This is a genomic window from Streptomyces sp. NPDC006368 (assembly GCF_040612535.1).
Taxonomy (GTDB): Bacteria; Actinomycetota; Actinomycetes; order Streptomycetales; family Streptomycetaceae; genus Streptomyces.
In genome coordinates this window covers 74,782-99,219 of record NZ_JBEXQK010000018.1, presented here as the reverse complement: position 1 = coordinate 99,219, position 24,438 = coordinate 74,782, and the positions used below count along the sequence as shown (strand labels likewise).

26 protein-coding genes are annotated in these 24,438 nt (G+C 73.0%); 16 read left to right on the top strand and 10 right to left on the bottom strand.

Going from position 1 to position 24,438, the window contains the following annotated elements; genetic code table 11:
* Positions 1 to 169: 169 nt before the first annotated feature.
* A complete protein-coding gene (locus ABZZ38_RS16360; RefSeq protein ID WP_356740041.1) occupies positions 170 to 901 on the top strand; it encodes a GntR family transcriptional regulator in 732 nt (243 codons plus the stop codon).
* 13 nt (positions 902 to 914) lie between these two features.
* On the opposite strand, the gene ABZZ38_RS16355 is transcribed toward ABZZ38_RS16360, so the two are convergent.
* Together ABZZ38_RS16355 and ABZZ38_RS16350 are read right to left on the bottom strand one after the other, a co-directional pair.
* Positions 915 to 2,441, bottom strand: coding sequence for an amino acid permease (locus ABZZ38_RS16355; protein ID WP_356740039.1), 1,527 nt, complete (start codon positions 2,439 to 2,441; stop codon positions 915 to 917).
* Between the two features lie 98 nt (positions 2,442 to 2,539).
* Complete coding sequence (locus ABZZ38_RS16350) at positions 2,540 to 3,565, bottom strand: hypothetical protein (RefSeq protein WP_356740037.1); 1,026 nt, start codon at positions 3,563 to 3,565, stop codon at positions 2,540 to 2,542.
* Between the two features lie 328 nt (positions 3,566 to 3,893).
* Here ABZZ38_RS16350 and ABZZ38_RS16345 point away from each other — a divergent pair, with 328 nt between their 5' ends.
* From ABZZ38_RS16345 to ABZZ38_RS16335, 3 genes are read left to right on the top strand one after another with little or no spacing between them, the layout of a single operon-like run.
* A complete protein-coding gene (locus tag ABZZ38_RS16345) occupies positions 3,894 to 5,330 on the top strand; it encodes an FGGY family carbohydrate kinase (RefSeq protein ID WP_356740035.1) in 1,437 nt (478 codons plus the stop codon).
* Entirely contained in the window at positions 5,327 to 6,718 is a 1,392-nt protein-coding gene (locus ABZZ38_RS16340; RefSeq protein ID WP_356740033.1) for an FAD-dependent oxidoreductase, read from the top strand. Before ABZZ38_RS16345 ends, ABZZ38_RS16340 begins: the two co-directional genes overlap by 4 nt.
* Entirely contained in the window at positions 6,715 to 7,923 is a 1,209-nt protein-coding gene (locus tag ABZZ38_RS16335) for an FAD-dependent oxidoreductase (RefSeq protein ID WP_356740031.1), read from the top strand. The genes ABZZ38_RS16340 and ABZZ38_RS16335 overlap by 4 nt, the downstream gene beginning before the upstream one ends.
* Here the strand turns inward: ABZZ38_RS16335 and ABZZ38_RS16330 are convergent.
* The gene (locus tag ABZZ38_RS16330) at positions 7,889 to 8,644 is read right to left on the bottom strand and encodes a uracil-DNA glycosylase (protein ID WP_356740029.1); all 756 of its coding nucleotides are present in this window, start codon (positions 8,642 to 8,644) and stop codon (positions 7,889 to 7,891) included. The genes ABZZ38_RS16335 and ABZZ38_RS16330 overlap by 35 nt on opposite strands.
* A 62-nt stretch (positions 8,645 to 8,706) precedes the next feature.
* On the opposite strand from ABZZ38_RS16330, the gene ABZZ38_RS16325 reads away from it, so the two are divergent.
* Together ABZZ38_RS16325 and ABZZ38_RS16320 are read left to right on the top strand one after the other, a co-directional pair.
* Positions 8,707 to 9,177 (top strand): NUDIX domain-containing protein, encoded by a 471-nt coding sequence (locus tag ABZZ38_RS16325; RefSeq protein ID WP_356740027.1) that lies wholly within the window; start codon positions 8,707 to 8,709, stop codon positions 9,175 to 9,177.
* 55 nt (positions 9,178 to 9,232) lie between these two features.
* Positions 9,233 to 9,484 carry a hypothetical protein gene (locus tag ABZZ38_RS16320; RefSeq protein WP_356740025.1) on the top strand — a complete coding sequence of 84 codons (252 nt, stop codon included), beginning with the start codon at positions 9,233 to 9,235 and terminating at the stop codon, positions 9,482 to 9,484.
* A 248-nt stretch (positions 9,485 to 9,732) separates the two neighbouring features.
* On the opposite strand, the gene ABZZ38_RS16315 is transcribed toward ABZZ38_RS16320, so the two are convergent.
* Positions 9,733 to 10,158 carry a cold shock domain-containing protein gene (locus ABZZ38_RS16315; RefSeq protein WP_356740023.1) on the bottom strand — a complete coding sequence of 142 codons (426 nt, stop codon included), beginning with the start codon at positions 10,156 to 10,158 and terminating at the stop codon, positions 9,733 to 9,735.
* 197 nt (positions 10,159 to 10,355) lie between these two features.
* On the opposite strand from ABZZ38_RS16315, the gene ABZZ38_RS16310 reads away from it, so the two are divergent.
* The 6 genes from ABZZ38_RS16310 to ABZZ38_RS16285 all read left to right on the top strand — a co-directional run bounded on the left by ABZZ38_RS16310 (position 10,356) and on the right by ABZZ38_RS16285 (position 15,826).
* Positions 10,356 to 11,354 (top strand): SPFH domain-containing protein, encoded by a 999-nt coding sequence (locus ABZZ38_RS16310; RefSeq protein ID WP_356740021.1) that lies wholly within the window; start codon positions 10,356 to 10,358, stop codon positions 11,352 to 11,354.
* Positions 11,351 to 12,244: a hypothetical protein gene (locus ABZZ38_RS16305; protein ID WP_356740019.1), complete on the top strand. Its 894-nt coding sequence runs from the start codon at positions 11,351 to 11,353 to the stop codon at positions 12,242 to 12,244. Before ABZZ38_RS16310 ends, ABZZ38_RS16305 begins: the two co-directional genes overlap by 4 nt.
* A 338-nt stretch (positions 12,245 to 12,582) precedes the next feature.
* On the top strand, positions 12,583 to 13,359 hold the full coding sequence (locus tag ABZZ38_RS16300) for an ABC transporter substrate-binding protein (protein ID WP_356740089.1): 777 nt from the start codon (positions 12,583 to 12,585) through the stop codon (positions 13,357 to 13,359).
* The gene (locus tag ABZZ38_RS16295; protein ID WP_356740017.1) at positions 13,356 to 14,156 is read left to right on the top strand and encodes an amino acid ABC transporter permease; all 801 of its coding nucleotides are present in this window, start codon (positions 13,356 to 13,358) and stop codon (positions 14,154 to 14,156) included. The genes ABZZ38_RS16300 and ABZZ38_RS16295 overlap by 4 nt, the downstream gene beginning before the upstream one ends.
* A gap of 7 nt (positions 14,157 to 14,163) precedes the next feature.
* Entirely contained in the window at positions 14,164 to 14,934 is a 771-nt protein-coding gene (locus ABZZ38_RS16290; protein ID WP_356740015.1) for an amino acid ABC transporter ATP-binding protein, read from the top strand.
* 82 nt (positions 14,935 to 15,016) lie between these two features.
* The gene (locus ABZZ38_RS16285) at positions 15,017 to 15,826 is read left to right on the top strand and encodes an alpha/beta hydrolase (RefSeq protein WP_356740013.1); all 810 of its coding nucleotides are present in this window, start codon (positions 15,017 to 15,019) and stop codon (positions 15,824 to 15,826) included.
* Here ABZZ38_RS16285 and ABZZ38_RS16280 read toward each other — a convergent pair.
* Positions 15,811 to 16,713, bottom strand: coding sequence for an NYN domain-containing protein (locus ABZZ38_RS16280; RefSeq protein WP_356740011.1), 903 nt, complete (start codon positions 16,711 to 16,713; stop codon positions 15,811 to 15,813). The two genes, ABZZ38_RS16285 and ABZZ38_RS16280, sit on opposite strands and share 16 nt — an antisense overlap.
* Positions 16,714 to 16,845: 132 nt before the next feature.
* On the opposite strand from ABZZ38_RS16280, the gene ABZZ38_RS16275 reads away from it, so the two are divergent.
* Positions 16,846 to 16,998, top strand: coding sequence for a hypothetical protein (locus tag ABZZ38_RS16275; RefSeq protein WP_356740009.1), 153 nt, complete (start codon positions 16,846 to 16,848; stop codon positions 16,996 to 16,998).
* Positions 16,999 to 17,088: 90 nt separating this feature from the next.
* On the opposite strand, the gene ABZZ38_RS16270 is transcribed toward ABZZ38_RS16275, so the two are convergent.
* From ABZZ38_RS16270 to ABZZ38_RS16260, 3 genes are all read right to left on the bottom strand, one after another.
* Positions 17,089 to 17,694 carry a MarC family protein gene (locus tag ABZZ38_RS16270; RefSeq protein ID WP_356740007.1) on the bottom strand — a complete coding sequence of 202 codons (606 nt, stop codon included), beginning with the start codon at positions 17,692 to 17,694 and terminating at the stop codon, positions 17,089 to 17,091.
* Positions 17,695 to 17,750: 56 nt separating this feature from the next.
* Positions 17,751 to 18,611 (bottom strand): PHP domain-containing protein, encoded by an 861-nt coding sequence (locus tag ABZZ38_RS16265; RefSeq protein WP_356740005.1) that lies wholly within the window; start codon positions 18,609 to 18,611, stop codon positions 17,751 to 17,753.
* A 98-nt stretch (positions 18,612 to 18,709) separates the two neighbouring features.
* Complete coding sequence (locus tag ABZZ38_RS16260) at positions 18,710 to 19,348, bottom strand: DUF6758 family protein (protein ID WP_356740003.1); 639 nt, start codon at positions 19,346 to 19,348, stop codon at positions 18,710 to 18,712.
* A 157-nt stretch (positions 19,349 to 19,505) separates the two neighbouring features.
* Between ABZZ38_RS16260 and ABZZ38_RS16255 the strand changes: the two genes are divergently transcribed.
* Positions 19,506 to 20,735, top strand: coding sequence for an MFS transporter (locus ABZZ38_RS16255; RefSeq protein WP_356740001.1), 1,230 nt, complete (start codon positions 19,506 to 19,508; stop codon positions 20,733 to 20,735).
* A 26-nt stretch (positions 20,736 to 20,761) separates the two neighbouring features.
* On the opposite strand, the gene ABZZ38_RS16250 is transcribed toward ABZZ38_RS16255, so the two are convergent.
* Entirely contained in the window at positions 20,762 to 21,346 is a 585-nt protein-coding gene (locus ABZZ38_RS16250; RefSeq protein ID WP_356739999.1) for a suppressor of fused domain protein, read from the bottom strand.
* Positions 21,347 to 21,780: 434 nt separating this feature from the next.
* On the opposite strand from ABZZ38_RS16250, the gene ABZZ38_RS16245 reads away from it, so the two are divergent.
* Together ABZZ38_RS16245 and ABZZ38_RS16240 are read left to right on the top strand one after the other, a co-directional pair.
* Positions 21,781 to 22,908 (top strand): magnesium and cobalt transport protein CorA, encoded by a 1,128-nt coding sequence (locus ABZZ38_RS16245; protein ID WP_356739997.1) that lies wholly within the window; start codon positions 21,781 to 21,783, stop codon positions 22,906 to 22,908.
* Positions 22,909 to 22,932: 24 nt separating this feature from the next.
* The gene (locus ABZZ38_RS16240; RefSeq protein WP_356739995.1) at positions 22,933 to 23,445 is read left to right on the top strand and encodes a hypothetical protein; all 513 of its coding nucleotides are present in this window, start codon (positions 22,933 to 22,935) and stop codon (positions 23,443 to 23,445) included.
* 59 nt (positions 23,446 to 23,504) lie between these two features.
* Here ABZZ38_RS16240 and ABZZ38_RS16235 read toward each other — a convergent pair whose 3' ends face one another.
* Positions 23,505 to 24,287, bottom strand: coding sequence for a hypothetical protein (locus tag ABZZ38_RS16235; protein WP_356739993.1), 783 nt, complete (start codon positions 24,285 to 24,287; stop codon positions 23,505 to 23,507).
* Positions 24,288 to 24,438 lie beyond the last annotated feature (151 nt).

Genomic DNA, 24,438 nt, shown 5'->3' with positions numbered 1-24,438 from the left:
CTGCGGGGTGCGGGCCGAGTACCCGGCGAATTCACCGACGAATCCGGTTTCGGCCAGAGTGCGGCAAAGTGCCGGACGGGCTCTTCCTAAAGGTTTAGACCAATGATAGGGATTGGTCACCGACACGGCACATCCAACTACGCTGAGCTAAGGAAATTGAGGGTTGAACATGGCTGAGCCCCAGGCGCCCGCTCTCCCGCTCTACCTCCAGGTCGCCGCCGCCCTGCGCGACGACCTCGCCCACCACCGCATCGCACCCGGCAGCCGGCTGCCGTCCGAGCGGTCCCTGGTGCACCGCTTCCAGGTGAACCGGCAGACCGTGCGCAGCGCTCTCCAACTGCTGCGGGACGAGCGGCTCGTCGTCACCGAACGGCGGGGCACTTTCGCCGCCCTGCCCGGGCCGCAGGCCGCCAAGCCGGTCCTCGCGCCCGGCCTGCTGGACTTCCCGTGCGGCCCCGGCTCCCCCGACGCGACCGCCGAGACCGGGCTCGCCTGGGAGGCCGCCCCGCCGGAGCTCGCCGAGCGGCTGGGCCTGCTGCCCGGCGAGCAGGCGCTCGTCCACCGCCACCGGCTCCTGGGCGCCGACGGCACGCCCGTCCACCGGCAGGCCCTGTCCCGCTTCTCCCGGTACGCGGTGGCCGAGGTGCCCGAACTGGCCCGCTACCGGCGGGCGGACACCTGGCCGCACCGGCCCGACCTGCGGCTGCTGTACCACTGGATGCACCGGGCCGGGCTGCGGCTGACGCGGCGCGAGTCGATCGGCGTCGGCCGCGGCCCGGCGAGCGGCGCGTGCCTCAGCGTCCACCGGGAGGTGCGCGACCAGCACGGTCATGTGCTGGAGCTGACGGACATCCGTTTCGCGCCGGATTCCGCCTCGTGGACGTACGAGTTCACCAGCTGAGGACCGGCGGGCGTCAGACGATGCCCTCGGAGATCTCCGCCTGCTCGCGCGCGTTCCCGTAGGGCGCCGGGGTGCCGTAGGAGCGGCGGGCGACGTACCACCACACCGTGGCCAGGACCAGCACCACCACGAGCGCGATCACGGCGTAGTTCATCGAGTCGATGGTCACCGGCGACTTCTGGGGCAGGCAGAAGAGCACGGTGACCACCGCCACCCAGACCACCGCGATCCAGCCGATCGGCCTGCTCCAGCGGCCCAGGGACCAGGGGCCCGGCTGGAAGCGACGGCCCGCGCGCAGCCGCAGGAAGATCGGGATGGCGTACGCGGGCGTGATGCCGATGACGTTGATGGCGGTGACCGCGCCGTAGGCGGTCGCGGAGTACAGCGAGGGAACGGCGAGCAGTCCGGCGACCGCGACCGACAGCCACACGGCGTTGGCCGGGGTCTGGGTGCGGCTGCTCACCTTGCGCCAGAGCGCCGAGCCGGGCAGCGCGTTGTCCCGGCTGAAGGCGAACACCATACGGCTCGCGGCGGCCACCTCGGCGTTGCCGCAGAACAGCTGGGCCACGATGACCACCAGCAGGAGGGTGCCGGCGGCGCCGGTGCCCAGCGCGTCGAGCAGGATCTGCGCGGGCGGCACCCCGGTGGCGCTGTTCTGCGTACCGGCGTAGTCCTGGATCGCGAAGGTCAGCCCGGCGAGCAGCGCGAAACCGGCGAGCCAGGAGACCCAGATCGCCCGGACGATGCCCTTGGCGGCCGAGACGGACGCGTTGGACGTCTCCTCGGAGAGGTGGGCGGAGGCGTCGTAACCGGAGAAGGTGTACTGGGCGAGGAGCAGGCCGAGGGCGGCCACGTAGAGCGGGTTGGCCCAGCCCGTGTCGTTGACGAACTCCGTGAACACGAACCGCGCCGACTGGTGGCGGTCCGGCACCAGCGCCAGGGCGCCGACGATCACGGCGACACCGCCCAGGTGCCACCACACGCTGATCGAGTTGAGGACGCTGACCAGGCGGACGCCGAAGAGGTTCAGCACCGCGTGCAGCAGCAGGACGCAGAGGAAGATGACGAAGGTGGAGCCCGGGGTGGGGTCGAAGCCGAACTGGAGATGGAGGAAGGCCCCGGTGAAGAGCGCGGCGCCGTAGTCGATTCCGGCGATCGCGCCCAGCAGTCCGAGGAGGTTGAGCCAGCCGGTGTACCAGCCCCAGCGGCGACCACCGAGCCGGTCGGCCATGTAGTACAGCGCCCCGGAGGTGGGGTACGCGCTGGTGACCTCGGCGAGCGCCATCCCGACGCACAGGACGAACAGCCCGACGCCCGCCCAGCCCCACATCATCACGGCCGGACCGCCGGTGCCGAGGCCGAAGCCGTACAGGGTCATGCAGCCGGACAGAATGGAGATGACGGAGAAGCTGATGGCGAAGTTGCCGAAGCTCCCCATGCGGCGGGCCAGGACCGGCTGGTAGCCGAGCTCCCTCAGCCGCTGCTCGTCGTCCATGGGCGGAGCCTTCTGCTCCGGGCCTGCCCATAGGGTGCGGGACATGGCGGTACCTCCGAGTGGTGATGGCAGGGGGACGTTCGGGGGTGTTCCGTGGCGCGTGCGGGACGACCGGGGTGACCGGCACCGGGTACGGGCGGGGTTCAGCGGGCGCGGGCCGCGCCCAGACACCGGGTACGGGCGCGCGCGAACACCTCCTCGGCCAGCGCCCGGTTGCCCGGGTCGGGGGTGCGGTGGGCCCACGGCTGCGGGGTGTAGTACGGGCCGAGCGCCTCGAAGACCGGGGCCGCGTCGTCGAACCGCAGCGCTCCCCACAGGGCGTGCGCCAGGTGGTTGAGGTCGAGCAGCGACGCGGCCTCGGGGCCGGTGTGGTCGAACCAGGCGAGCAGGGCCCGCAGGGCGTCCCGGGTCGCGTCCTCGGCAACCCAGTGCAGGTCCAGCGCCTTCTCCTGGCCGCGCTCGCGGCGGTAGCGCTCGACCCTGACGTACAGCGGCAGGACGTGCAGCGGGGAGCCGGGCGGTGCCGAACCCGCCGCCCACTGGACGAAGTTGACGGCCTCGGAGAGGGAACCGGACGGCGTGCCGGACCGGGTGCCGGACAGCGCGCCCCCGGGAGTGCGCGCGTAGAGGAACTGCAGCATCCGGTGGTAGGCCTCGCGGTTGTGCGGGTCGCGCTTGTCCGCCTCCGCCAGCAGCCCCCACGGGCCGGGCGGCAGCATCGGCCCGGGCGGGCGCATGCGGTGCTCCTCCATGCGCTGGCCCTCGTCGAGCACGGCGAGGGCCAGCAGGCACACCCAGGGCACCGGGTCCGCGGGGGCGATGCGCGCCGTGTCCCGGCAGGCCTCCCAGGCGGACTGCCACAGCTCCCGGGTGCGGGCGTGCCCCTCGCGGTGGGCCCTGACGGCGCGTTCGACCGCGACCCGGGTGTGCATCACGGTCGCCGCGACGCTGTGGGGCTCCTCCGCCCGCCAGGCCTGGACGACGTCGGAGCCGGCGGCGACGGCCGCGAGCACCTGGGTGCGCTGGGTCCACAGCGCCCAGCCGGTGGTGTCGGCCAGCAGCTGGGCCATCGAGACCCAGCGTCCGGTCCGCAGGTCCTGCACCACGCCGCGCAGTGCGGTGTCGTGCCCCGCGGGGTGGTACACCGGCCGGAAGTCGTGGCCGGGCATCACCCCGTCCCCGTCGGGGGACGGGCCGGGCAGGCCGGTGGTGGTGTCGTGGTCATGGGTCCTCTGTGCGGGGGGTGGGCGCAGGCCACGCGACGGCCGAACCGGCGGCCGACTACGGGGCGTTGATCGGCGATCACTATAGAGCGCTCTGGACGATCGCGGTCCTGTTTCGACAAAGCTTGTAACCATTCGGCCAAACAAAGCACTTGACTTGTCATCAGTTTCGTGGTGCCGGGCCGGAACGCTTCCTTGACGCCGCTGCCCGCACTGCCTCAGGCTGGCGATCAACGGTGTGCGACGAGCTGCACCGACTGGGACGGGAGTGACGATGACGGGCCCTGTGCTGGCCGTCGACCAGGGCACATCGGGCACCAAGGCGCTGGTCGTCTGCCCGGAGCGCGGCGTGATCGGATCCGGTACGGCTCCGGTGCGGCCCCGCCATCTGCCGGGCGGGCGGGCCGAGGTGGACCCGCACGCCCTGCTCGACTCGGTCGTGGCGGCCGGCCGCGCGGCGCTCGCCGACGCCGGTGAACCCGTCGCGGCCGTCGGCCTGGCCAACCAGGGTGAGACGGTGCTGGCCTGGGACCCGCGCACGGGAGCGCCCCTCACCGACGCGATCGTCTGGCACGACAAACGGGCCGAGGACATCTGCGCGGAGCTCGCCCCGCACGCCGAAGAGCTGCGCGCGCTGACCGGCCTGCCGCTCGACCCGTACTTCGCCGCCCCCAAGATGGCCTGGATACGTCGCCGGCTCACCCGCGAGGGCGTCGTGACGACCAGCGACGCCTGGCTGGTGCACCGCCTGACGGGTGCGTTCGTCACCGACGCGGCCACCGCCGGGCGCACCCAGCTGCTGGACCTCGACACGGTCGACTGGTCGCCGGACGCGCTGGAGCTGTACGCGCTGTCCGGCGAGCGGCTGCCGCGGATCGTCGACGCGGCGGGGTACGTCGGCACGACGTCCGCGTTCGGCGCCGAGGTGCCGCTGACCGGGCTGCTCGTGGACCAGCAGGCCGCGCTGCTGGCCCAGGGCGCGACAGGGCCGGGCGCCGCCAAGTGCACGTACGGCACCGGGGCGTTCCTGCTCGCGCACACCGGTGACCGGCCCCGGCGCGGGTCCTCCGGACTGGCCGGCTGCGTGGCCTGGCGGCTCGGCGGGCGGACCGGCTACTGCCTGGACGGGCAGGTGTACGCGGCCGCCTCCGCAGTCGAATGGCTCAGCGGCCTCGGGGTCATCGGCGGCGCGGCGGACCTCGACCCGGTGGGCGCCTCGGTCCCGGACGCGGGCGGCGTCACGTTCGTCCCGGCGCTCGCGGGGCTCGCGGCGCCGTGGTGGCGCGCGGAGGCGCGCGGGTCGGTGACCGGGCTCGGGCTGGACACCACGCCCGGGCACCTGGTGCGGGCGCTGTGCGAGGGCATCGCCGCGCAGGTCGTGGAGGTGGCGGCGGCGGCCGGCACCGACCTGGGCGCGCCGCTCGCCTCACTCCGGGTCGACGGCGGGCTGACCCGTTCGGCCCTGCTCATGCAGACCCAGGCCGACCTGCTGCAACGGCCCGTCGAGGTCTCGGCGTTGCCCGACGCCACCGCCCTGGGCGTGGGCGCTCTCGCCCGTATCGGCCTGGACCCCTCGCTCACCGTCGAGCGGGCCGTGCCGGAGTGGAAGCCGTCCGCCGTCCACGAGCCGCGCATCACCGCCGCCGAGGCCGACGACCGGATGGGCGCCTTCCGCGCCGCGGTGGCCGCGCTCGTGGACCGTACGGCATGACGGTCACCCGGCGCGGGGCGCTGCCGTCGGAGCCGTACGACGTGATCGTGGTCGGCGCGGGTGTGGTCGGGTCGGCGATCGCCCGCGAGCTGGCGCGCCTCCCCCTGCGCACCGCGCTGGTCGACGCCGCCGACGATGTCGGCGAGGGCACGTCGAAGGCCAACACCGCGATCCTGCACACCGGTTTCGACGCGGCCCCCGGGTCGCTGGAGGCGCGGCTGGTACGGGACGGGCAGCGGCGGCTCACCGCGTACGCCGCCGAGGCCGGCATCCCCGTGGAGCCCCTGGGCGCGCTGCTGGTGGCGTGGGACGCGGAGCAGCTCGCCGCCCTGCCCGCGCTCGCCGCGAAGGCGGAGAGGAACGGCTACGACGAGGACCGGATCATCGGCGCGGCCGAGCTGTACGCCCGTGAGCCGCACCTCGGCCCGGGCGCGCTGGGCGCGCTGGACGTGCCGGGCGAGAGCGTCATCTGCCCGTGGACGACGACGCTGGCGTACGCCACCCAGGCCGTACGCGCCGGGGTCGACCTGCACCTCGGCTGCCGTGTGGAGTCGGTCCGCCCCGGGCATGAGCTGACGACGAGCCGGGGCGTGCTGCGCGGCCGGTACCTGGTGAACGCCGCCGGGCTGTACGCGGACGAGCTCGACCGGCGCCTGGGGCACCGCGACTTCACGGTGACCCCGCGGCGCGGTCAGCTGATCGTGTTCGACGCGCTCGCGCGCGGTCTGGTCCGGCACATCCTGCTGCCGGTGCCGACCGCCCTCGGCAAGGGCGTGCTGGTCTCCCCCACCGTGCACGGCAAGGTGCTGCTCGGGCCGACGGCCGAGGACCTGGACGACACGTCCGCGACCGGGTCGACGGCCGAGGGGCAGGCCCTTCTTCGGGAGCACGGCCGGCGCGTCCTGCCCGCCCTCCTGGACGAGGAGGTCACCGCGGTCTACGCCGGGCTGCGCGCCGCGACCGAGGAGGACGACTACCGGATCGCCTGCCACGCGTCGCAGCGGTACGTCACGGTGGGCGGGATCCGGTCGACCGGGCTCACCGCGTCGATGGCCATCGCGGCGCATGTGGTGGAGCTGCTGGTGGACGCCGGTCTGGAGCCGGGTCCGGCGCGTGAGCTGCCGCCGGTGCGCATGGCGAACGTGGGCGAGGCGTTCCCCCGGCCGTACGCGGACGCCGGGCTGATCGCGTCCGACCCGGAGTACGGGACGATCGTGTGCCACTGCGAGCGGGTGACGCGCGGGGAGATCCGCGACGCGCTGGCCGGCACCATTCCGCCCGCCTCCCCGGACGGGCTGCGGCGCCGGACCCGGGCGCGCGGCGGGCGCTGCCAGGGGGCCTTCTGCGGGGCGGCCGTCCGCGCGCTGTTCGAGGAGGCGGGGCGGTGAGCCGCCGTACGCGCGCGGTCGACGTGCTGGTCGTGGGGGCGGGTCCGGCCGGGCTCGCCGCCGCCGCGCGGCTGGCCGCCGCCGGTGCGGGCACGGTCGAGGTGGTGGAGCGCGAGCCGGACGGGGGCCACCCTCGGCAGCGCGGCGGGGCCCAATCCTGGCGGCGCTCGGCGCGGGCGGCGGCACGGGCCGGGGCGGCGCTGCGCACGGGCGTGAGCGTCACCGGGTGGGCCGGGCCGCTCACGCTCGACACGACGAGCCCGGCCGGCCTCGAACGCATCACCGCGCGGGCCGTGGTGCTGGCGACCGGGGCCCGTGAGCGACCGCGCGCCGCGCGTCTGGTGCCGGGGACGCGGCCGGCCGGTGTTCTGACGACGGCTGAGCTGGAGCGGGCGGTGTACCGCTACGGGCAGGCGATCGGTACCCGGGCGCTGGTCGTGGGAGCGGAACCGGTCGCGTGGCGTGCGGTACGGGCGCTGCGGCGGGCGCGGGTGGAGGTCGCCGCGCTGGTCACACCGGAGCCATGGCCCTCGTGGCGCGGGCTGGCAGTGTCCGGGGCGGGGCTGTTCGGGCCGGTTCCGGTGCTCGGGGGGACGACGGTGACCGAACTGCTCGGCCGGGGGCGCCTGTCGGGGGTGCGGGTGGGGCACCGCGACGGCAGGACGGCGACGGTGGCGTGCGACACGGTGGTCTTCACCGGCGACTGGATCCCGGACCACGAGCTCGCGCGCCACGGCGGTCTCGTCCTCGACCCGGGCACGCGCGGACCGGCGGTGGACGGCGCGTTCCGCACGTCGGAGGCGGGCGTGTTCGCTGTGGGTGATCTGCTGCACGGCGGCGAGCCGGCCGGGACGGCCGAGGCGGAGGGCCGGGCGGTCGCGGGGCCGGTCCTGGCGTACCTGCGGGGTGGCGGGTCCTGGCCCCGGGGGCCGGTTCCAGTGGTGGTGGACGCGCCGCTGCGGTGGGTGACGCCGAACCGCATCGGCGCGGGCGGCGGTGGATTCCTGCTGCGGGCGGAGCGGCGCCTGGAGAAACCGGTGGTCACGGTTCATCAGGACGGTGCTCTGCTGCACCGCGAGCGGCTGTGGCGTACGGTCACGCCGTCCCGGTCGGTGCCCCTGCCGGGTGCGTGGACCGGCCGGGTCGACCCGGCCGGCGGGCCGGTGCGGATCACCGCAGCCCCGCGGCCCCGGCGGCGCGGCTGAGTACGTCCGTCAGCATCGCGGGGGTGAGTCGGCCGGTGAAGGTGTTGCGCTGGCTGACGTGGTAGCAGCCGAAGAGCTCCAGGTCCGGGCCGCCGTCGGTGGCGGGCAGGGTGATCCGGGCGCCGTGCGCGAAGGCCGGGCGGGGGCGGGGCACCGTCCAGCCGGCGGCGGCCAGGGCGGGGAGGACGGCCTGCCAGCCGAACGCGCCGAGGACGACCAGCGCGCGCACGGTGGGCCGCAGCAGCCGCAGTTCGCCGGCCAGCCAGGGACGGCAGGTGTCCCGTTCGCCGGGTGTCGGCTTGTTGGCGGGCGGGGCGCAGTGGACGGGCGCGGTGACCCGTACGCCGTGCAGGCGCAGCCCGTCGTCCCGGTGGGTCGCCCCGGCCTGGCTCGCGAGACCGATCCCGTGGAGGGCGGCGTACAGGACGTCGCCGGAGCGGTCACCGGTGAACATGCGGCCCGTGCGGTTGCCGCCGTGCGCGGCGGGCGCGAGGCCGACGACGAGCAGGGCGGCGTCCTCGGGGCCGAAGCCGGGGACGGGACGGGCCCAGTAGTCCCAGCCCGCGTAGGCACGGCGGCCCTCCCGGCCCACCTGCTCGCGCCAGGCGACGAGGCGGGGGCAGGCCCGGCAGTGGGTGAGACGGGCGTCGAGCCGGGGCACGGTGGGCGCGCGGGCGGCCTCCCGCGCGGGGAAGTCGGGCTGGTCGGCTGCGTGGGGCATCGGTCCTCCGTTCGTGCGCTCCTTCGACGCTAACGCGGCGGCCGACGGGCAGACTTCCCGGCATGACGGTGAAGCGAAGCGCGGGTCTGCTGGTGTTCCGTACCTCGGGCGGTGGGCCGGAGGTGCTCATCGCCCATATGGGCGGCCCGATGTGGGCGAAGCGGGATGCCGGGGCCTGGTCGGTGCCCAAGGGGGAGTACGAGCCGGGCGAGACGGCGGAGGCGGCGGCGCGGCGGGAGTTCGTGGAGGAGCTCGGCCTGCCCGCGCCGGACGGCGACAAGGTGCCGCTGGGCGAGACGCGGCAGGCGAACGGGAAGATCGTCACGGTGTGGGCGGTGGAGGGCGATCTCGATCCGGCGGCGGTCGTGCCGGGCACGTTCACGATGGAGTGGCCGCGCGGGTCGGGCGTGGAGCGGGAGTTCCCCGAGGTGGACCGCGTGGCGTGGTTCACGCCCGAGGAGGCGGCACACCGGCTGGTGGCGGGCCAGCGGGTCTTCCTCGACCGGCTGGAGCAGTACCTGCGCGAGCGCTGATTGTCAGTGCCGTACGCGAGGGTGGAGGGTCCAACCGGTCGACAGGGAGCGAGAGATGACCACCACCCTCAACCAGCGTGAGCGTGCGGCGGCCCAGGCCTACATACGTCTGGTGGAAACGGCCCAGGCGGTGTTCACCGACCCGGTGCTGGCGCCGCTGGCCGGGGTGTACCTGTCGTCGTCGATGGCCGAGGCGGACGAGGCGCTGCGCCGCGCGGGCCTGACGGGCAATGAGGCCCGTCTGCTGCGTCTGGTCTCCGCGCTGCGGACGACACCTCCGCGGCCCGGGCCGGACGCGCGCGCGTAGGGCTCGCCGGCTGCTCGCGCGTGCCTCGCGGGTGTCCGGCCGGTGGGCTCGCGATGTGCCTCGGGGTGGAGTGGCCGAGGCCCGGGGGGTGTCCGGTGGCCTGCCGGACGCCGCCGCGGGAGGCCGCGGTGACGCGCGCGGCGCCCTCACCGTGGTCGTTCTCCCGCGCTCGGCGGACAGTCGCTCCACGGCCCGAACGATGGTGCCCGGACCGGTGGTGGGGGCGTGAGGGGTGTCGGGGCCGGCCGTCAGCCGTCCAGCCAGCCGTGCGAGCGGGCCAGTTCGACGACGCGCGTGCGTACGCGCTTCAGCTGGGCGGTGGTGAGGGTGCCGTCGGCGTCGATGAGGGATTCGGTGAGTTCGGCCTGGAACTCGGCGGTGGTCAGCACGTCGAGCGTGTCGTCGTCCGGTTCGTCCTCGTCGTCCCGCAGCGCGGGGGCGGCGATAGCCGGGGCGCGGCGCGCGGGCTGGTGGAGGAGGCGGATCTCCGACGCCTTGGGGCCCTTGTCGCCCATCTCCAGGTAGAACTCGACCTCGCGTCCCGCCTGGTAGAGGTACTTGTCGTCCAGCAGGTCGTTCGCGTGCATGAAGACGTCCTCGCCCCCTTCCCTGGGGACGATGAAGCCGTAGCCCCGGACCTCGTCGAACCGCAGGATCTTGCCCACCATCAGCACAGCCGTACCTCCACGCCCACACCACTGCCGCTCACCCGGGCGCACCCCGCTCCGGGGGCGCCGCACGGCGGTGAATCTACAGCCGTTCGCCACCGTCGGGGGCGGTACGGCGCGGAAGTCACCGCCCCACATCGCGTCAGATTGACGAGAAGACGGAGGGACCGCTATCGTCGTTCTGACGAAAAGGGGGTCCTCCCATGGCCGACATCACCCGGCGCGCCGGCTGGCGCCATCTGCGCTCCGCGCCCACCGCCCACATCCGTCACCACCGCCGCGGCCGGCTCGTGCACGACGGCCCGGGGCTCAGCTTCTGGTACCGGTCGCTGACCGCCGCGCTCTGCGAAGTGCCGGTGGACGACCGCGAGCTGACCATGTCGTTCCACGCCCGCACGGCCGACTTCCAGGACGTGGCCGTGCAGTCGACGGTCACGTACCGGATCAGTGACCCCCCGGTCGCCGCCGCCCGGCTGGACTTCTCGATCGACCCCGACACGGGTGCCTGGCGCGGCGCGCCGCTGGAGCAGATCTCCACGCTGCTCACCGAGACCGCGCAGCAGCACGCCCTGGACGTCCTGGCCCGTACGCCGCTGTCCGGGTCGCTCGTCGACGGTGTGGCGGCGGTGCGGGAGCGCATCGCGTCCGGCCTCGGCGCCGAGCCGCGCCTGCCCGCGACGGGCATCGAGGTGGTGGCCGTCCGCGTGGTGGCGATCCGGCCCGAGCCGGAGGTGGAGCGCGCCCTGCGCACCCCGGCCCGTGAGCGGATCCAGCAGGACGCGGACCGGGCGACCTACGAGCGGCGGGCGGTCGCCGTCGAGCGGGAGCTGGCCATCGCCGAGAACGAGCTGGCCAGCAAGATCGAGCTGGCCCGGCAGGAGGAGCGGCTCGTCGAGCAGCGCGGCGCCAACGCCCGCCGCGAGGCGGAGGAGAACGCGGCGGCGGACGCGGTACGGGCACAGGCCGAGGCGGCCCGTACCGTACGGCTCGCACGGGCCGAGGCCGAGGCGGCGCGCGAGGTCGGCGAGGCACGGGCGCAGGCGCAGGCCGCGTGGCTGCGCGTGCACGGGGAGGCGGACGCGGCCACGCTGCACGCGCTGGCGGCCGGACGGCTCGCCGAGAACCTGCCGCGCATCGAGAGCCTCACCCTCTCACCCGACGCGCTCAGCGGGTTGCTGGACCGCCTGGCCCGGCGGTCATGAGCCTCGCGCCACGCGCCGTGCTCGTCCACCGGGTGAGCGAGTACGAGGAGCTGCTCGCCCGGCACGGCACGCACGGCCAGGCGGCGTTCTTCCTCTCCTCTCGGGGCCGCGCCATCGACGACGTACGGGAGCGCGATCTGCGGGCGCGCAGGGCGCTGGCCGAGGTGGCCGCGGCCGTGCCCGCGCCGTGGCGGCAGGCGCGGGTGGAGCGGGCGGACCTTGACCGCTTTCTGTTCGGCCCCGAGGACGTGGTCGTCGTGGCCGGGCAGGACGGTCTCGTCGCGAACGCCGCGAAGTACCTGGACGGGCAGCCGGTGATCGGGATCGACACCGATCCCGGGCGCAACCCGGGGGTCCTGGTACGGCACCGCTCGGCCGACGCGGCCCGGCTGCTGGCCGCGGCCGTGGGGCGCGGGGCGGCGTTCGACGAGCTGACGATGGTGGAGGCGGCAACGGACGACGGCCAGCGGCTGCTCGCCCTCAACGAGATCTATCTGGGGTGTCCCGGTCACCGGACCGCCCGCTACCGCCTGTCACCGGGTGAGGGCGGGGGCGAGGCGCAGGCGTCGTCCGGGGTGCTGGTCGGCACGGGGACCGGTGCCACGGGCTGGCTGCGGTCGCTGTGGCAGCAGCGCGGCAGCGCCCTGCCGCTGCCGGGCCCCGCCGAGGGGCGCCTGGCCTGGTTCGTCCGCGAGGCATGGCCCTCCCCCGTCACCGGCACGTCCTTCGTCGAGGGCCTGCTGGCGCGGGGCGAGCGGCTCGGGGTCACCGTGGAGTCGGACCGGCTGGTGGTCTTCGGTGACGGAATGGAGGCGGACGCCCTGGAGTTGACGTGGGGTCAGTCCGTGCGGATGGGGGTCTCGGCGACGTCGCTCCGGCTGCTGTGCTGACAGCGGCCCCGGGCGAGGCGGCTGCACACGGAGGGTCGTACCCGGGGCTCGTACGCGGCGGTCGTACCGGCGATCGCACGCGGGGCCGTGAGCGGGTGACGGGCACGCGTCCGCCGGGCGATCGGACACCACCGGAACACCCCTCGGACCCGCACTCCGGGTGCTCCGGAATCGCACGCAAGCTCCATGACGTCACGGCTCTCCTGGCATACGATCATGTTCGGCGGTCGCGTCACCCGGCACCGCCCGCCCCGTGCCCATGGAGGTCAACCGTGTTCAGGACTGCCGGCGGCAAGCGCGCGCCCCGCTCCCTTACCCCCCTCACCGCCTGCGCCGCGGTGGCCGGGTTGCTGCTCGCCGCCGGATGCGCGTCCGGCGACGAGGGGCCCGGTGAGGCCGCCGGCGGGGTGCCCGTGGTGGAGAAGGGCAAGCTGACGACCTGCACCCATCTGCCGTACCCGCCCTTCCAGTTCGAGCGGGACGGCAAGGTCGTCGGCTTCGACGTGGCGCTGATCGACCTGGTGGCGAAGAACCTCGAGGTCGAACAGGAAATCCTCGACACGCCGTTCGAGAACTTCAAGACCGGTGCGTTCCTCAACTCCGACAGGTGCGACCTCGCCGCCGCCGGGATGACGATCACCGAGGACCGCAAGAAGAACGTCGACTTCTCCGTCCCGTACTTCGACGCCACCCAGGCGCTCCTCGCCTCCAGCAAGAGCGGCGCCAAGACCCTGGCCGACGTGAAGGCGAAGAAGCTGAAGCTGGGCGCGCAGGCGGAGACCAGCGGTGAGGACTACGCCAGGAAGCAGGGCTTCGACCCGGTGGCGTTCGAGAGCTCCGACGCCGTGCTCAACGGACTGCGCACGGGCCAGGTCGACGCGGTCGTCATCGACTACCCCGTCGTCCAGGGCTGGCTGAAGGACAAGGCCAACGCCGACGCGTTCGTCCTCGGACAGAACATCAGGACCGAGGAGCAGTACGGCTTCTCGGTGAAGAAGGGGAACGACAAGCTGCGCGCCGCGATCGACAAGGCGATCACGGACGCCAAGGCCGACGGCACGTACAAGAAGCTCTACGAGCAGTGGATCGGCCCGCTGCCCCAGGGCCAGTCGTGACCTCTCGACTGACCAGGCGTCAGCGCCGCCGCGTCTCCCAGGCCATCCAGTACGCCGTCTTCGTCGCGGTGGTGGTGCTGATCGCCGTCATGGCCGACTGGGACCGCCTGCAGAACCAGTTCGCGCAGCAGAAGCTGGCCGAACAGCTCTTCCCCGGCATCATCACCACCGCGCTGCGCAACACGGTGGTCTACACCCTGTCGGGGTTCGCGTTCGGGCTCGCCCTGGGCCTGGTCGTCGCACTGATGCGGCTGTCGTCGGTCGCGCCGTACCGGTGGGCGGCCGGCGTCTACATCGAGTTCTTCCGCGGCCTGCCCGCCCTGCTGATCCTGATCTTCGTCGGGGTGGCGGTGCCGCTGGCGTTCCCGGGCATCGAGATCCCCGGCGGTACGTACGGGAAGGTGGCGCTCGGTCTCGGCCTGGTGGCCGCCGCGTACATGGCCGAAACGATTCGGGCCGGGATCCAGGCGGTGCCCAAGGGGCAGATGGAGGCGGCGCGCTCGCTGGGCTTCTCCCACGCCCGCGCCATGGTGTCGGTGATCATCCCGCAGGCGTTCCGGATCGTGATCCCGCCGCTCACCAATGAGCTGGTGCTGCTGTTCAAGGACTCCTCGCTGGTGCTCTTCCTCGGTGTGACGCTGGACGAGCGGGAGCTGACCAAGTTCGGCCGGGACCTGGCCAGCCAGACGGCGAACTCCACACCGATCCTCGTCGCGGGGCTGTGTTACCTGCTCGTGACGATTCCGCTGAGCTTCCTGGTGCGCCGCCTGGAGGCCCGGGCCGAGAGGGCCAGGTGACATTCCGATGCCTCGGAACGAGATCGAGATCCGCGGGCTGCACAAGTCCTTCGGGGACAACGAGGTGCTGCGCGGCATCGACCTGGACGTCGCCACGGGCGAGGTGGTGTGCGTCATCGGGCCGTCCGGCTCGGGCAAGTCGACGCTGCTGCGCTGCGTGAACCTGCTGGAGGAGCCGTCCAAGGGGCAGGTCTTCGTCGGTGGTACGGAGGTCACCGACCTGGACGTCGACATCGACGCCGTACGCCGCCGGATCGGCATGGTCTTCCAGCAGTTCAACCTCTTCCCGCACGTGACCGTCACGGAGAACCTCACCCTGCCGCAGCGGCGGGTGCTGCGGCGCGGCAAGGAGGAGGCGGCGAAGGTCGCCCGGGAGAACCTGAAGCGGGTGGGCCTGGCCGACAAGGCGGACGCCTATCCGGCGCAGCTGTCCGGAGGCCAGCAGCAGCGGGTGGCGATCGCCCGGGCGCTGGCGATGGGGCCCGAGGTGATGCTCTTCGACGAGCCGACATCCGCGCTCGACCCCGAACTGGTCGGCGACGTGCTGGCGGTGATGCGGGTGCTCGCGGCGGAGGGCATGACGATGATGGTGGTCACGCACGAGATGAGTTTCGCCCGGGAGGTCGCCGACCGGGTGGTGTTCATGGACGGCGGGGTGATCGTCGAAGAGGGCCCGGCCGCGCAGGTGGTGGGCGATCCGCGCCATGAGCGCACCAGGCACTTCCTGACCCGCATCCTGGACCCGGCCGCCGCCGAACGGCCGGACGACCGCGGCTGAGCGGGCGGCCGGGGGCCACCGCGCCCCCTGGCCGCCCCCCTGTTCGTGCCCTCGAAGCCTCTCCCCCAGCTACCGCCGGGAGGTGCCCGGGCGGTGCCCCCGGACGCCGCCCGGCCCCGCCCTGCGGGCGGCCGGGACCGCCCTCCTGGTGCCGGGGTACACCGGCAGCAAGGAGGACTTCATCGCGATGCTCCAGCCGCTCGCCGACGCCGGGTACCGGGCCGTCGCCGTGGACGGGCGCGGGCAGTACGAGACCGAGGGCCCGGACGACGAACAGGCTTACGAACAGGGCGAGTTGGCCCGGGACGTCCTCGCGCAGGCGCGGGCCGTCGCGGAGAGCGGGCCCGTACACCTCCTCGGGCACTCCCTGGGCGGCCAGATCGCGCGCGCCGCCGTGCTGCTCGATGCGACGCCGTTCGCCACGCTCACCCTCGTGTCCTCCGGCCCGGCCGAGGTCTCCCCGGCCCAGCAGCAGAAGATCAAGCTGCTCGGCGACGCGCTCCGCGTCATGGACATGGGCCGGGTGTGGGACGCCATGCGGGCGCTCGACCCGCCGGAGGACGCGGACGACGCGCGCAGCGACCGCGAGGACCTGCGGCGGCGCTGGCTGCTCCACCGTCCCGCGCAGCTGCTGGCGACCGGCCGGCAGCTGACCGTCGAGCCGGACCGGGTCGACGAGCTGCGGGCGCTGCGCCCGGCTCTGCCGGTGCACGTGGTCTCGGGCGTGCGTGACGACACCTGGCCGGTCCCGCTGCTGGACGCGATGGCCGAGCGGCTTGGCGCGCACCGCACGCGCGTCGACGGTGCCGAGCACTCGCCGAACACGGACCGGCCGGTGGAGACCGCCCGGGCGGTCGGCGCCTTCTGGGACGGCGTTCAGAGCCGCGACTGAAGCTGCTGCCAGAAGCCGTCCCGCAGCGCCCGCCGCAGCAGGGCGTACCCGCGCAGGGACCGGCCCAGCAGCCGCTCCGCCTCGATGAGCAGGTCCTGGTCCACGGGGCCGGGCAGGTACGGGTGGCCGGGCAGCAGCTCGGCCATCGCGTCCGCCCCGCGCTCCCCCAGCCAGGTCGCCGCGATGCGGGTGCCGAGGAGGCGCACCTCGTCGCGCGACGGCGGCGGCTCGCCCTCGTTCTCGTACATCGTGACCGGGCGGCGCGTGACGTAGGGCCGGCAGAAGTCCAGGTCGAAGGTGCGCTGGCTGTCGACCTCCCAGAGCAGCGGCTCCGCCTGGTTGCGCCCGTCCGCCGCCTCGATGCCCCAGAGGTGGACCCGTGCGCCGTACCCCTGGGCGGCCTCCACGGCGGAGACGAGGTCCTCGTCGCCGCCGACGAGCGCCGCGTCGCTGATGGCGCGGTGCCGGGCCAGTGACTCCAGATCCGTGCGGATGAGGGAGTCGACGCCCTTCTGCTGGTTGTTGGCGTTGAGGTTGCCGAGCCGGACCTTGACGTCGGGCAGTTCGGCGATGGCCTGCTGTTCGGTGGTGTGGATACGGCGCCGGGCGCCGTCGTACCAGTACACGCGCAGCAGCCGGCTGTCCGCGAAGATCGTGCGGGCCTTGTCGATGAAGGCCTCGATCAGGCCTTCCGCGTCGAGGTCGAAGGCGCGGCGGTCCTCGGTGCCCGCTACAAGCAACCCGGCCGCAGCATAGACGTAACCGGCGTCGACGAAGATGGCGTGTGTGGACGGGGTCTTCGCCACCTCGGCCAGCATGCGCTGCAGGAGCTCATTGGTGCGCTCCAGGCGGGTGCCGAGCTCTCTCAGCGTCTCCGGTTCGTTCATACCGGCTTCATTGTCCGCCGGTGGGCCCAGGCCCGCCAGTAGTTAGCCACTCGAAAATTTTCCTTAGCGTAGGGAATGTTTAACGTCTGCAAGCCGTTGCACTCGTATGGAACACGACGAAGGGAAAAGCCCGTGCGCTTTGAGATTCTGCGACTCGACGACGTCGACGGCACCGCCGTGGACAGCACCGTCGTGGACGCCGCTTCCGTCAACCGGATGGTGCAGCAGGCCGCCGCTATCGGCCAGCGCATCTACATCCGCCCGGCCGGGGCCACGGCGTCGTAACCAGCGCGAGGTTCGGCGACCGCGCCCCCGCGTGGACTTCGTCAGGAGTCCGTACGGGGGCGCGGTCGTCCGCCGGGCGTCGAGCGCGCGTCACGCGCCCCGGATCGTCTGCGTGATGCCGTTGATGATCTGCTGCACCGCGATCGCCGACAGCATCATTCCGGCGAGCCGGGTCACCAGCACCACCCCGCCGTCCTTGATCACGCGGATGATGACCAGCGAGTAGCGCATGGTCAGCCACAGCACCACGTGCATGGCGGCGATCGCGCCCCACACCGACACCTGTTCCCCGACGCCGTCCGCGTGCTGCACGGCGAGGATCACCGACACGATCGCACCCGGCCCCGCGAGCAGCGGCATGCCGAGCGGTACGAGGGCGACGTTGACGTCCTTCGTCTGCTTCGGCTCGTCGGTCTTGCCGGTCAGCAGGTCGAGCGCGATGAGCAGCAGGAGCAGCCCGCCCGCGATCATCAGCGCGGGGACGGAGACATGCAGGTAGTCGAGGATCTGCTGCCCCAGGATGCCGAAGACGGTGATCACACCGAAGGCGACCGCGACGGCCTGCCAGGCCATCCGCCGCTGCGTCTTGGCCGGCCGGCCGGAAGTCAGCGCGAGGAAGATCGGCGTGATCCCGGGGGGATCCATGATGACAAAAAGGGTGAGGAAGAGGGAGCCGAAGACGGCAGCGTCGAACACAGTGAGGGCCTTGCGGGGAGAGGGTCGTACGAGAAAGGGGGGAGGTCGGGCGGGGGTTACGGGCGTCCACCCGTGCCCGGCACCGGGAACGCGCCGGTCGCGCGCCGCGTGATCTCGCCGTAGATCTCCGGGTCGGTGGTGTACTCGCCGAGCCGGCAGGTCTTGCGGCTGCCGTGGTAGTCGCTGGAACCGGTGGTCAGCAGTCCGAGGTCCCCCGCGAGCGCGCGCAGCCGCGTGCGCGTCGGCTCGTCGTGGTCCATGTGGTCGACCTCGATACCGTCGAGGCCGGCCGCGGCGAGGTCGGCGATGTCCGCCTCGGACACCGTACGGCCGCGCTTGACGGCGAGCGGGTGCGCGAGGACGGTGACGCCGCCGGCCGCCTTGACGAGCCGGATCGCGGTGAACGGGTCGAGCTCGTGCTTCTCGACGTACGCCCGGCCGCCGTCGGCCAGCCACTCGGGCGTGAAGGCGTCGGAGACGCTGCTCACGACGGAGAGCTCGACGAGCGCCTCGGCTATGTGCGGCCGGCCGACGGAGCCGTCCCCGGCGATGGCCGCGACACGCTCCCAGGCGACGGGGACACCCAGCTCCTGGAGCTTGCCGACCATCGCCCGCGCGCGCGGCACGCGGTCGTCGCGCACGAGCTCCCGCTCACGGGCGAACTCCGGCTCGTGCGGGTCGAAGAGGTACGCCAGCATGTGCAGCCCGATGCCGTCGATACGGCAGGACAGCTCGGCGCCCGTGACGAGGGTGAGACCCTCGGGAACGGCGGCGATCGCCCCGGCGTGGCCGCGGGTGGTGTCGTGGTCGGTCAGCGCGACGACGTCCAGCCCGGCCGCGGCGGCGGCGCGCACCAGCTCGGCCGGGGTGTCCGTGCCGTCCGAAGCCGTGGAGTGGGTGTGCAGGTCGATGCGCACGACGCGTGACTCCGGGGCTCGGTGACGGGCAGGGGACGCTCCAGGATACCCGGGCGGGCGAACCCGATGGTCAGCCGCACCGGCGCCCCACCGGGCGGTCAGGACAGCAGCCGGGGCGTCAGGGCTCCGCACGGCAGGAGCTCGACCTCCGCGCCCGCCTCGCGCACGTCCGTCAGGACCAGTTCGTCGTACAGCAGCATGCCGGACTGTTCGGGCCAGACGATCGCCCAGAGCCACAGTCCGCACGCCTCGCCCGCGAAGACCGCGCGGTCCTCCGGCGCGTCGGTGACGTGCCAGAGCGGGGTGGGCCGGCCGGCCGCGAGGACCTTGGCGTGTGGTGGTTTGTCGCCGCAGATGTGCGGGCCCGGGTCGGGGCCGTCGATCCCGGCGTACCGGGCGCCGAGCCCCACTCCCAGCTCCTCGGCGACGAGCAGCATCTCGCCCACTCCGCCGAGCGGGGCCGGGCCCGAGCAGGCGACGGCGGTGGCGCGGCCCCCGCTGCGGTCGTCACCCGCGTACGCGACACCGGTGAAGAGCCAGCCGAGCGGCAGCGGCCACGGCATCCAGACCGGGACCCGGGCGCGGTGCGTGACCACGCCGAGCGCCTCGACGCTCGGTGGCAGGACGGGCTGCAGCGGGTGCACGGGGCCGTGCACGGCGCACTGCCAGGAGTCGGAGAAGAGACCGGGCGCCCTGACCCGACCTCCGCACTTCGGGCAACTGGGTTCGCCCCTCATAGCGTTCAACGGTCCTACCCTGTCGACGCCGCGTCAAGGACGATCACCCGTCCGGTGTGCCACCTTTTCGCCAAAAGATTACATGTAGCTTGCATCCATTAGACTGGCTAATTTATTGTGTGTATACAGCAACCACTCAGGAGGAGAGGAAACCCGCATGCGGTCAGAGGATCCCTTCGACGAGGGAGCGCGCGGCATCCTGCGCCAGCCGAGGGCCGTCTGGGCCACCGCCGGCGCGTCCGTCGTCGCCTTCATGGGCATCGGACTGGTGGACCCGATCCTGCCGTCCATCGCCCAGGGCCTGCACGCCACGCCGAGCCAGGTATCGCTGCTCTTCACCTCGTACTTCCTGGTCACCGCGGTCGCGATGCTGATCACGGGTTTCGTCTCCAGCCGCATCGGCGGCCGCGGGACGCTCCTCGCCGGGCTCGCGCTCGTGATCGTCTTCGCCGCCCTGTCCGGCACGTCCGGCTCGGTGGGCGAGCTCGTCGGGTTCCGGGCCGGCTGGGGACTGGGCAACGCGCTGTTCGTCTCCACCTCCCTCGCCGTGATCGTCGGCGCGGCGGCCGGCGGCAGCGCGGCGGCGATCCTGCTGTACGAGTCGGCGCTCGGCCTCGGCATGGCCTGCGGGCCGCTGCTCGGCGCCGTCCTGGGCGACGCCAGCTGGCGCTACCCGTTCTTCGGCACCGCCGCGCTGATGGCGATCGGCTTCCTGTGCATCGCCGCGTTCCTGAAGGAACAGCCGAGGCCCGCCCGCAAGACGTCGCTGCTCGACCCGCTGCGCGCACTCGGGCACGGCGGACTGGCCTCCGCCGCCGCGTCGGCGTTCTTCTACAACTACGCCTTCTTCACGGTGCTGGCCTTCACGCCCTTCGTGCTGCACATGACGCCGTACAAGTCCGGCGCGGTCTTCTTCGCCTGGGGCGTGCTGCTCGCCGTCTTCTCCGTGCTGGTCGCGCCACGGCTGCAGGAGCGCTTCGGCTCGCTGAAGGTGCTCGGCACCTCCCTCGTCGCGCTCGCCGCCGATGTCGTCGTCCTCGGGTACGGCGACCACACCACCGCGATCGTCTGCACCATCCTGTCCGGCGCCTTCATCGGCATGAACAACACCGTCTTCACCGAGCTGGCCCTCGGCGTGTCGGACGCGCCGCGCCCGGTCGCGAGCGCCGGCTACAACTTCGTCCGCTGGTTCGCCGCCGCCGCGGCGCCCTGGTTCGCACCCAGGATCGAGGAGTGGAGCGACGTACACATGCCGTTCGTGGTCGCGGGGGTCGCGGCGGTGATCGGCGCGGGCATCGTCCGGGCGCGCCGGAAGTCCCTCACGTACGAGGCGCGGGCCCACGCCGGGGAGCACCGCCCGCCGCCGCGGACCGCGTACGCCAACTGAACCCCGTCCACCCCAACCGACCCCGGCTAATCGAGGGTTACGGACCTGCGCAGCGGATCGCGCAGGTCCGTACCGGCGTTCAGCCACCGCTCCTGAAGCGCCTGCGCGCCGTGCACCCGCTTCCACGCCGCCTCGTTCGGCGTCATCGGCAGCAGCGGAAGGAAACGGACCGGGTCCATCGGCGCGTCCAGCTCCAGATCCTCGACGAGCCCGCCCGACTCGGCGACCAGCACGGAGGTGAACGACGCGCCGGGCCACAGCGGTTCGCCGGTGTCCAGCGACGCGCCCGGCGCCACGACCACGCCCTCGACCTGCGGGGAGGCGGCGAGGACCGCGAGCGGGCGCAGCACCTTGTCCGTGTCGGCGAGCCCCACCCGTACCGTCAGGAGCAGCTCCGCACGCGGGCCCTTGACGGGGTCGGCCAGGGCCGCCGTGGGGTCGGCCATCGGCTGGGCCGACATGCCGAGCGTGGCGTACCTGACCAGGTCGCCCCCGGTGAAGCGGAGCACCTCGATGCGGTCCGTCCCGAGAAAGGTCACCGCGGCGCGCGCGTCCGGTTCACCGAGGGCGGTACGCAGCCGGGCCTCGACCAGTGCAAGAACTTCTCCCATGCGGCGAGCATAAAGCGCGTATGGAAGGGGCAAAATAAGGGATTGACCCGCAGTCGGCTGATAGTCTTGGCCGCTGGTCGGGACAGCATGCCAAGCATGCTTTCCAGTCCCGACGACACGTCATCCCCCACGGGGGACCGGCCGGAGGAGGTGGGGCTGCGGTGGATCGAAGTCGACCGTGCAGTACCAACCTTTCTTCCGTCCGTGGCCCGGTTCTGTGAGCTGAGACACACCCACCGCTCCCCGCACCCCATGGCGACGCGCACGACGGAAGAGCACCACCTTTTTGCCTGTCTGTAGCGAACGCCGTCACCGCGAGCGCGCGATCCGCGGTGCCGCCCGCTTTGCGGACGTACGCCACGCCACGTCCTCATTCCGGGCTGTGCCAGTTGTGCCACGCCCTCGCCGACGGCCTCTCCGTGAAGGAGCAAGCCATGTCGATGATCCGTGACCTGCGAGCAGCGGTACGCCCCTCCCTGCGCAAGCGCACCGGCGCGCCGTACGCCGTGTACAACTCCTACGACGCGACCCGTGACCCGTCGGTGTCCAGCGCCGTCGTCGACTGCGCCGTCTACCGCGACGGCCGCCGCCTGAAGGACGAGTCGTGCCTCACGCCGCGCGAGGCGATGCGGCAGGTGCGCGAGGGCGGCGGGTTCGCCTGGATCGGGCTGCACGAGCCGACGGAGGCCGAATTCGCGGGCATCGCCGCCGAGTTCGGGCTGCACCCGCTGGCCGTGGAGGACGCGGTCCACGCCCACCAGCGGCCCAAGCTGGAGCGGTACGACGACACGCTGTTCACCGTCTTCAAGACGATCCACTACGTCGAGCACACCGAGCTCACCGCGACGAGCGAGGTCGTCGAGACGGGAGAGGTGATGTGCTTCACCGGGCGGGACTTCGTCATCACCGTCCGGCACGGCGGCCAGGGCTCCCTGCGCAACCTGCGCCACCGGATGGAGGGCGAGCCGGAGCTCCTGGAGAAGGGGCCCTCGGCGGTGCTGCACGCCATCGCCGACCATGTCGTGGACGGTTACATCGCGGTCGCGGACGCCGTGCAGATCGACATCGACCAGATCGAGATCGACGTCTTCTCGCCGCCGGCGAAGGGCTCGACGCGCGGCGCCGACACCGGGCGGATCTACCAGCTCAAGCGGGAGGTGCTGGAGTTCAAGCGGGCGGTCTCGCCGCTCCTGCGGCCCATGCAGCTGCTGAGCGAGCGGCCGATGCGCCTGGTGGACCCGGACATCCAGAAGTACTTCCGGGACGTCGCCGACCACCTTGCGCGGGTGCAGGAGCAGGTCATCTCCTACGACGAGCTGCTGAACTCGATCCTCCAGGCCAACCTCGCCCAGGCGACGGTCGCGCAGAACGAGGACATGCGCAAGATCACCTCATGGGCGGCGATCATCGCCGTGCCGACGGCGGTGTGCGGGGTGTACGGCATGAACTTCGACCACATGCCGGAGCTGCGCTGGAAGTACGGCTACCCGCTCGTGCTGGCCGGCATCTCGGTGATCTGTTTCGCCATCCACCGCACCCTGAAGCGCAACGGCTGGCTGTAGGCCCGAGTGGCTAAGCTGCGGTCCATGACAGACGACCTGCTGCTCGGCCGCGCCCTCGTCGAGGAGGCCACCAAGAAGTCCGGCCTCATCTGGGTTCGGGGCGAGGGGCCCGCCCGGGCGCTGTGGCACGTGTGGCACGAGGGCGCGGCGCACATCGTGGGCGACGGGCCCGGGGAGCAGCCCCTGCCCGGGCTCGCCGACGGCGCCACGGCCGAGGTGACCGTGCGCAGCAAGGACAAGGGCGGCCGGGTCGTCGCCTGGACGGCGACGGTGACCGAGCTGGCGCCCGGCACGGAGGCCTGGCGATCGGCCGCCGACGAGCTGAAGGGCAAGCGGCTGAACGCCCCGGACGCCGAGACGATGACCGAGCGGTGGGCGCGCGAGTGCCGCGTCCTGCGGCTGACCCCGCGCGACGTGACGACCGGCCACCCGGACGGCTCCCTGGCGGCGGTACCGCTGCCGACCCCGGCCACCACCCGCCACGCCGCCCCGGCGGCACTCCCCCGCCTGCTCCTCAAGCGCAAGAAGCGCGGCTGACGGGGTCCGGGCGCGCGCACGGGGCCGTGTGGGGCGCACCCGGGGCCCGCACGCGGGCGTCAGTCGCTGGTGCGGGGGAGCTGGCGGCCGTAGTCCACGGTCTCGCCCTGCGTGGGCTCCCGCAGAGGGAAGTCCTCGTTCCAGTCGGACAGGGCGACCACGCCCCCGCCGCCGCCCCGGGCGAACTGGAGCGGGTACGGGGTGCCCTCCAGTGAGACGTCCAACGTGCCGCCCTCGCCCTGGCGGCCGCCCGCGACCTTGATGGTGCGGATGCCGCCGATCTTGTCGCGGTCGCCCTTGACCACCTCGCCGTGCAGTTCCAGCAACCCGTCCAGCAGGACGTTCATCTCGGTGAAACCGCGCAGCTGCTTGTACGAGGGGTCGTCCTGCGGCACCTTGACGTACTTGTCGTCCAGCTTGTCCGCCGCCTGTTCGCCGGACTCGGTCGGCTCGTTGCCGGAGGTGCTCTCCGCGTGCGTCCAGAAGTCCGCGTCCGCCTTCAGGAACAGCGCGTCGCCGACCCGCAGCAGCTCGAACGTCGTCGTCCTGGTGACGACGGAGCCGGTCGCGCCGGTGTCCTTCAGCCGCATGTTCAGCTTGTACGTGCCGCCCTTGCTGACCAGCGTCCCCGACAGCCGTACCGCCTTGGAGGCGTCCGCCGCCGCCTGCGCCTTCGCCTCGATCTCGGAGGCGGACAGCTTGCCCACCCCGTTGGTTCCCCGGTCCGGGTCCGGTTCCTCGGCGCAGGCGGTGAGCGCCGCGGTCAGCCCGGCGCAGAGTGCGACGGGGAGGGATGCCCGGACTGCCCGGCGGGCACGCGAAGCCGGGGGGAGAGCGGTCACCTGCGCACTGCCTCTCGTCTGCCTGTGAGGGGTTGTGAGACCGCAGCGTACCGGTGCTGTCCGCGGCGCCCTTCAGGGACCGTACGGACGCCCCGCCTGGGCGGCGCGCAGAGGGACGGGCTAGCCTGAATCGGCGTAAAGATCTCATTTC

What these genes read in the sequence shown, in the direction of transcription:
- ABZZ38_RS16255 (WP_356740001.1), top strand. Translation starts at nt 19,506, where the DNA reads ATGCGGTCAGAGGATCCCTTCGACGAGGGAGCGCGCGGCATCCTGCGC.
- ABZZ38_RS16290 (WP_356740015.1), top strand. Translation starts at nt 14,164, where the DNA reads ATGCCTCGGAACGAGATCGAGATCCGCGGGCTGCACAAGTCCTTCGGG.
- ABZZ38_RS16345 (WP_356740035.1), top strand. Translation starts at nt 3,894, where the DNA reads ATGACGGGCCCTGTGCTGGCCGTCGACCAGGGCACATCGGGCACCAAG.
- ABZZ38_RS16360 (WP_356740041.1), top strand. Translation starts at nt 170, where the DNA reads ATGGCTGAGCCCCAGGCGCCCGCTCTCCCGCTCTACCTCCAGGTCGCC.
- ABZZ38_RS16340 (WP_356740033.1), top strand. Translation starts at nt 5,327, where the DNA reads ATGACGGTCACCCGGCGCGGGGCGCTGCCGTCGGAGCCGTACGACGTG.
- ABZZ38_RS16260 (WP_356740003.1), bottom strand. Translation starts at nt 19,348, where the DNA reads ATGAGGGGCGAACCCAGTTGCCCGAAGTGCGGAGGTCGGGTCAGGGCG.
- ABZZ38_RS16310 (WP_356740021.1), top strand. Translation starts at nt 10,356, where the DNA reads ATGGCCGACATCACCCGGCGCGCCGGCTGGCGCCATCTGCGCTCCGCG.
- ABZZ38_RS16240 (WP_356739995.1), top strand. Translation starts at nt 22,933, where the DNA reads ATGACAGACGACCTGCTGCTCGGCCGCGCCCTCGTCGAGGAGGCCACC.
- ABZZ38_RS16350 (WP_356740037.1), bottom strand. Translation starts at nt 3,565, where the DNA reads ATGCCCGGCCACGACTTCCGGCCGGTGTACCACCCCGCGGGGCACGAC.
- ABZZ38_RS16320 (WP_356740025.1), top strand. Translation starts at nt 9,233, where the DNA reads ATGACCACCACCCTCAACCAGCGTGAGCGTGCGGCGGCCCAGGCCTAC.
- ABZZ38_RS16250 (WP_356739999.1), bottom strand. Translation starts at nt 21,346, where the DNA reads ATGGGAGAAGTTCTTGCACTGGTCGAGGCCCGGCTGCGTACCGCCCTC.
- ABZZ38_RS16325 (WP_356740027.1), top strand. Translation starts at nt 8,707, where the DNA reads ATGACGGTGAAGCGAAGCGCGGGTCTGCTGGTGTTCCGTACCTCGGGC.
- ABZZ38_RS16355 (WP_356740039.1), bottom strand. Translation starts at nt 2,441, where the DNA reads ATGTCCCGCACCCTATGGGCAGGCCCGGAGCAGAAGGCTCCGCCCATG.
- ABZZ38_RS16245 (WP_356739997.1), top strand. Translation starts at nt 21,781, where the DNA reads ATGTCGATGATCCGTGACCTGCGAGCAGCGGTACGCCCCTCCCTGCGC.
- ABZZ38_RS16305 (WP_356740019.1), top strand. Translation starts at nt 11,351, where the DNA reads ATGAGCCTCGCGCCACGCGCCGTGCTCGTCCACCGGGTGAGCGAGTAC.
- ABZZ38_RS16330 (WP_356740029.1), bottom strand. Translation starts at nt 8,644, where the DNA reads ATGCCCCACGCAGCCGACCAGCCCGACTTCCCCGCGCGGGAGGCCGCC.
- ABZZ38_RS16280 (WP_356740011.1), bottom strand. Translation starts at nt 16,713, where the DNA reads ATGAACGAACCGGAGACGCTGAGAGAGCTCGGCACCCGCCTGGAGCGC.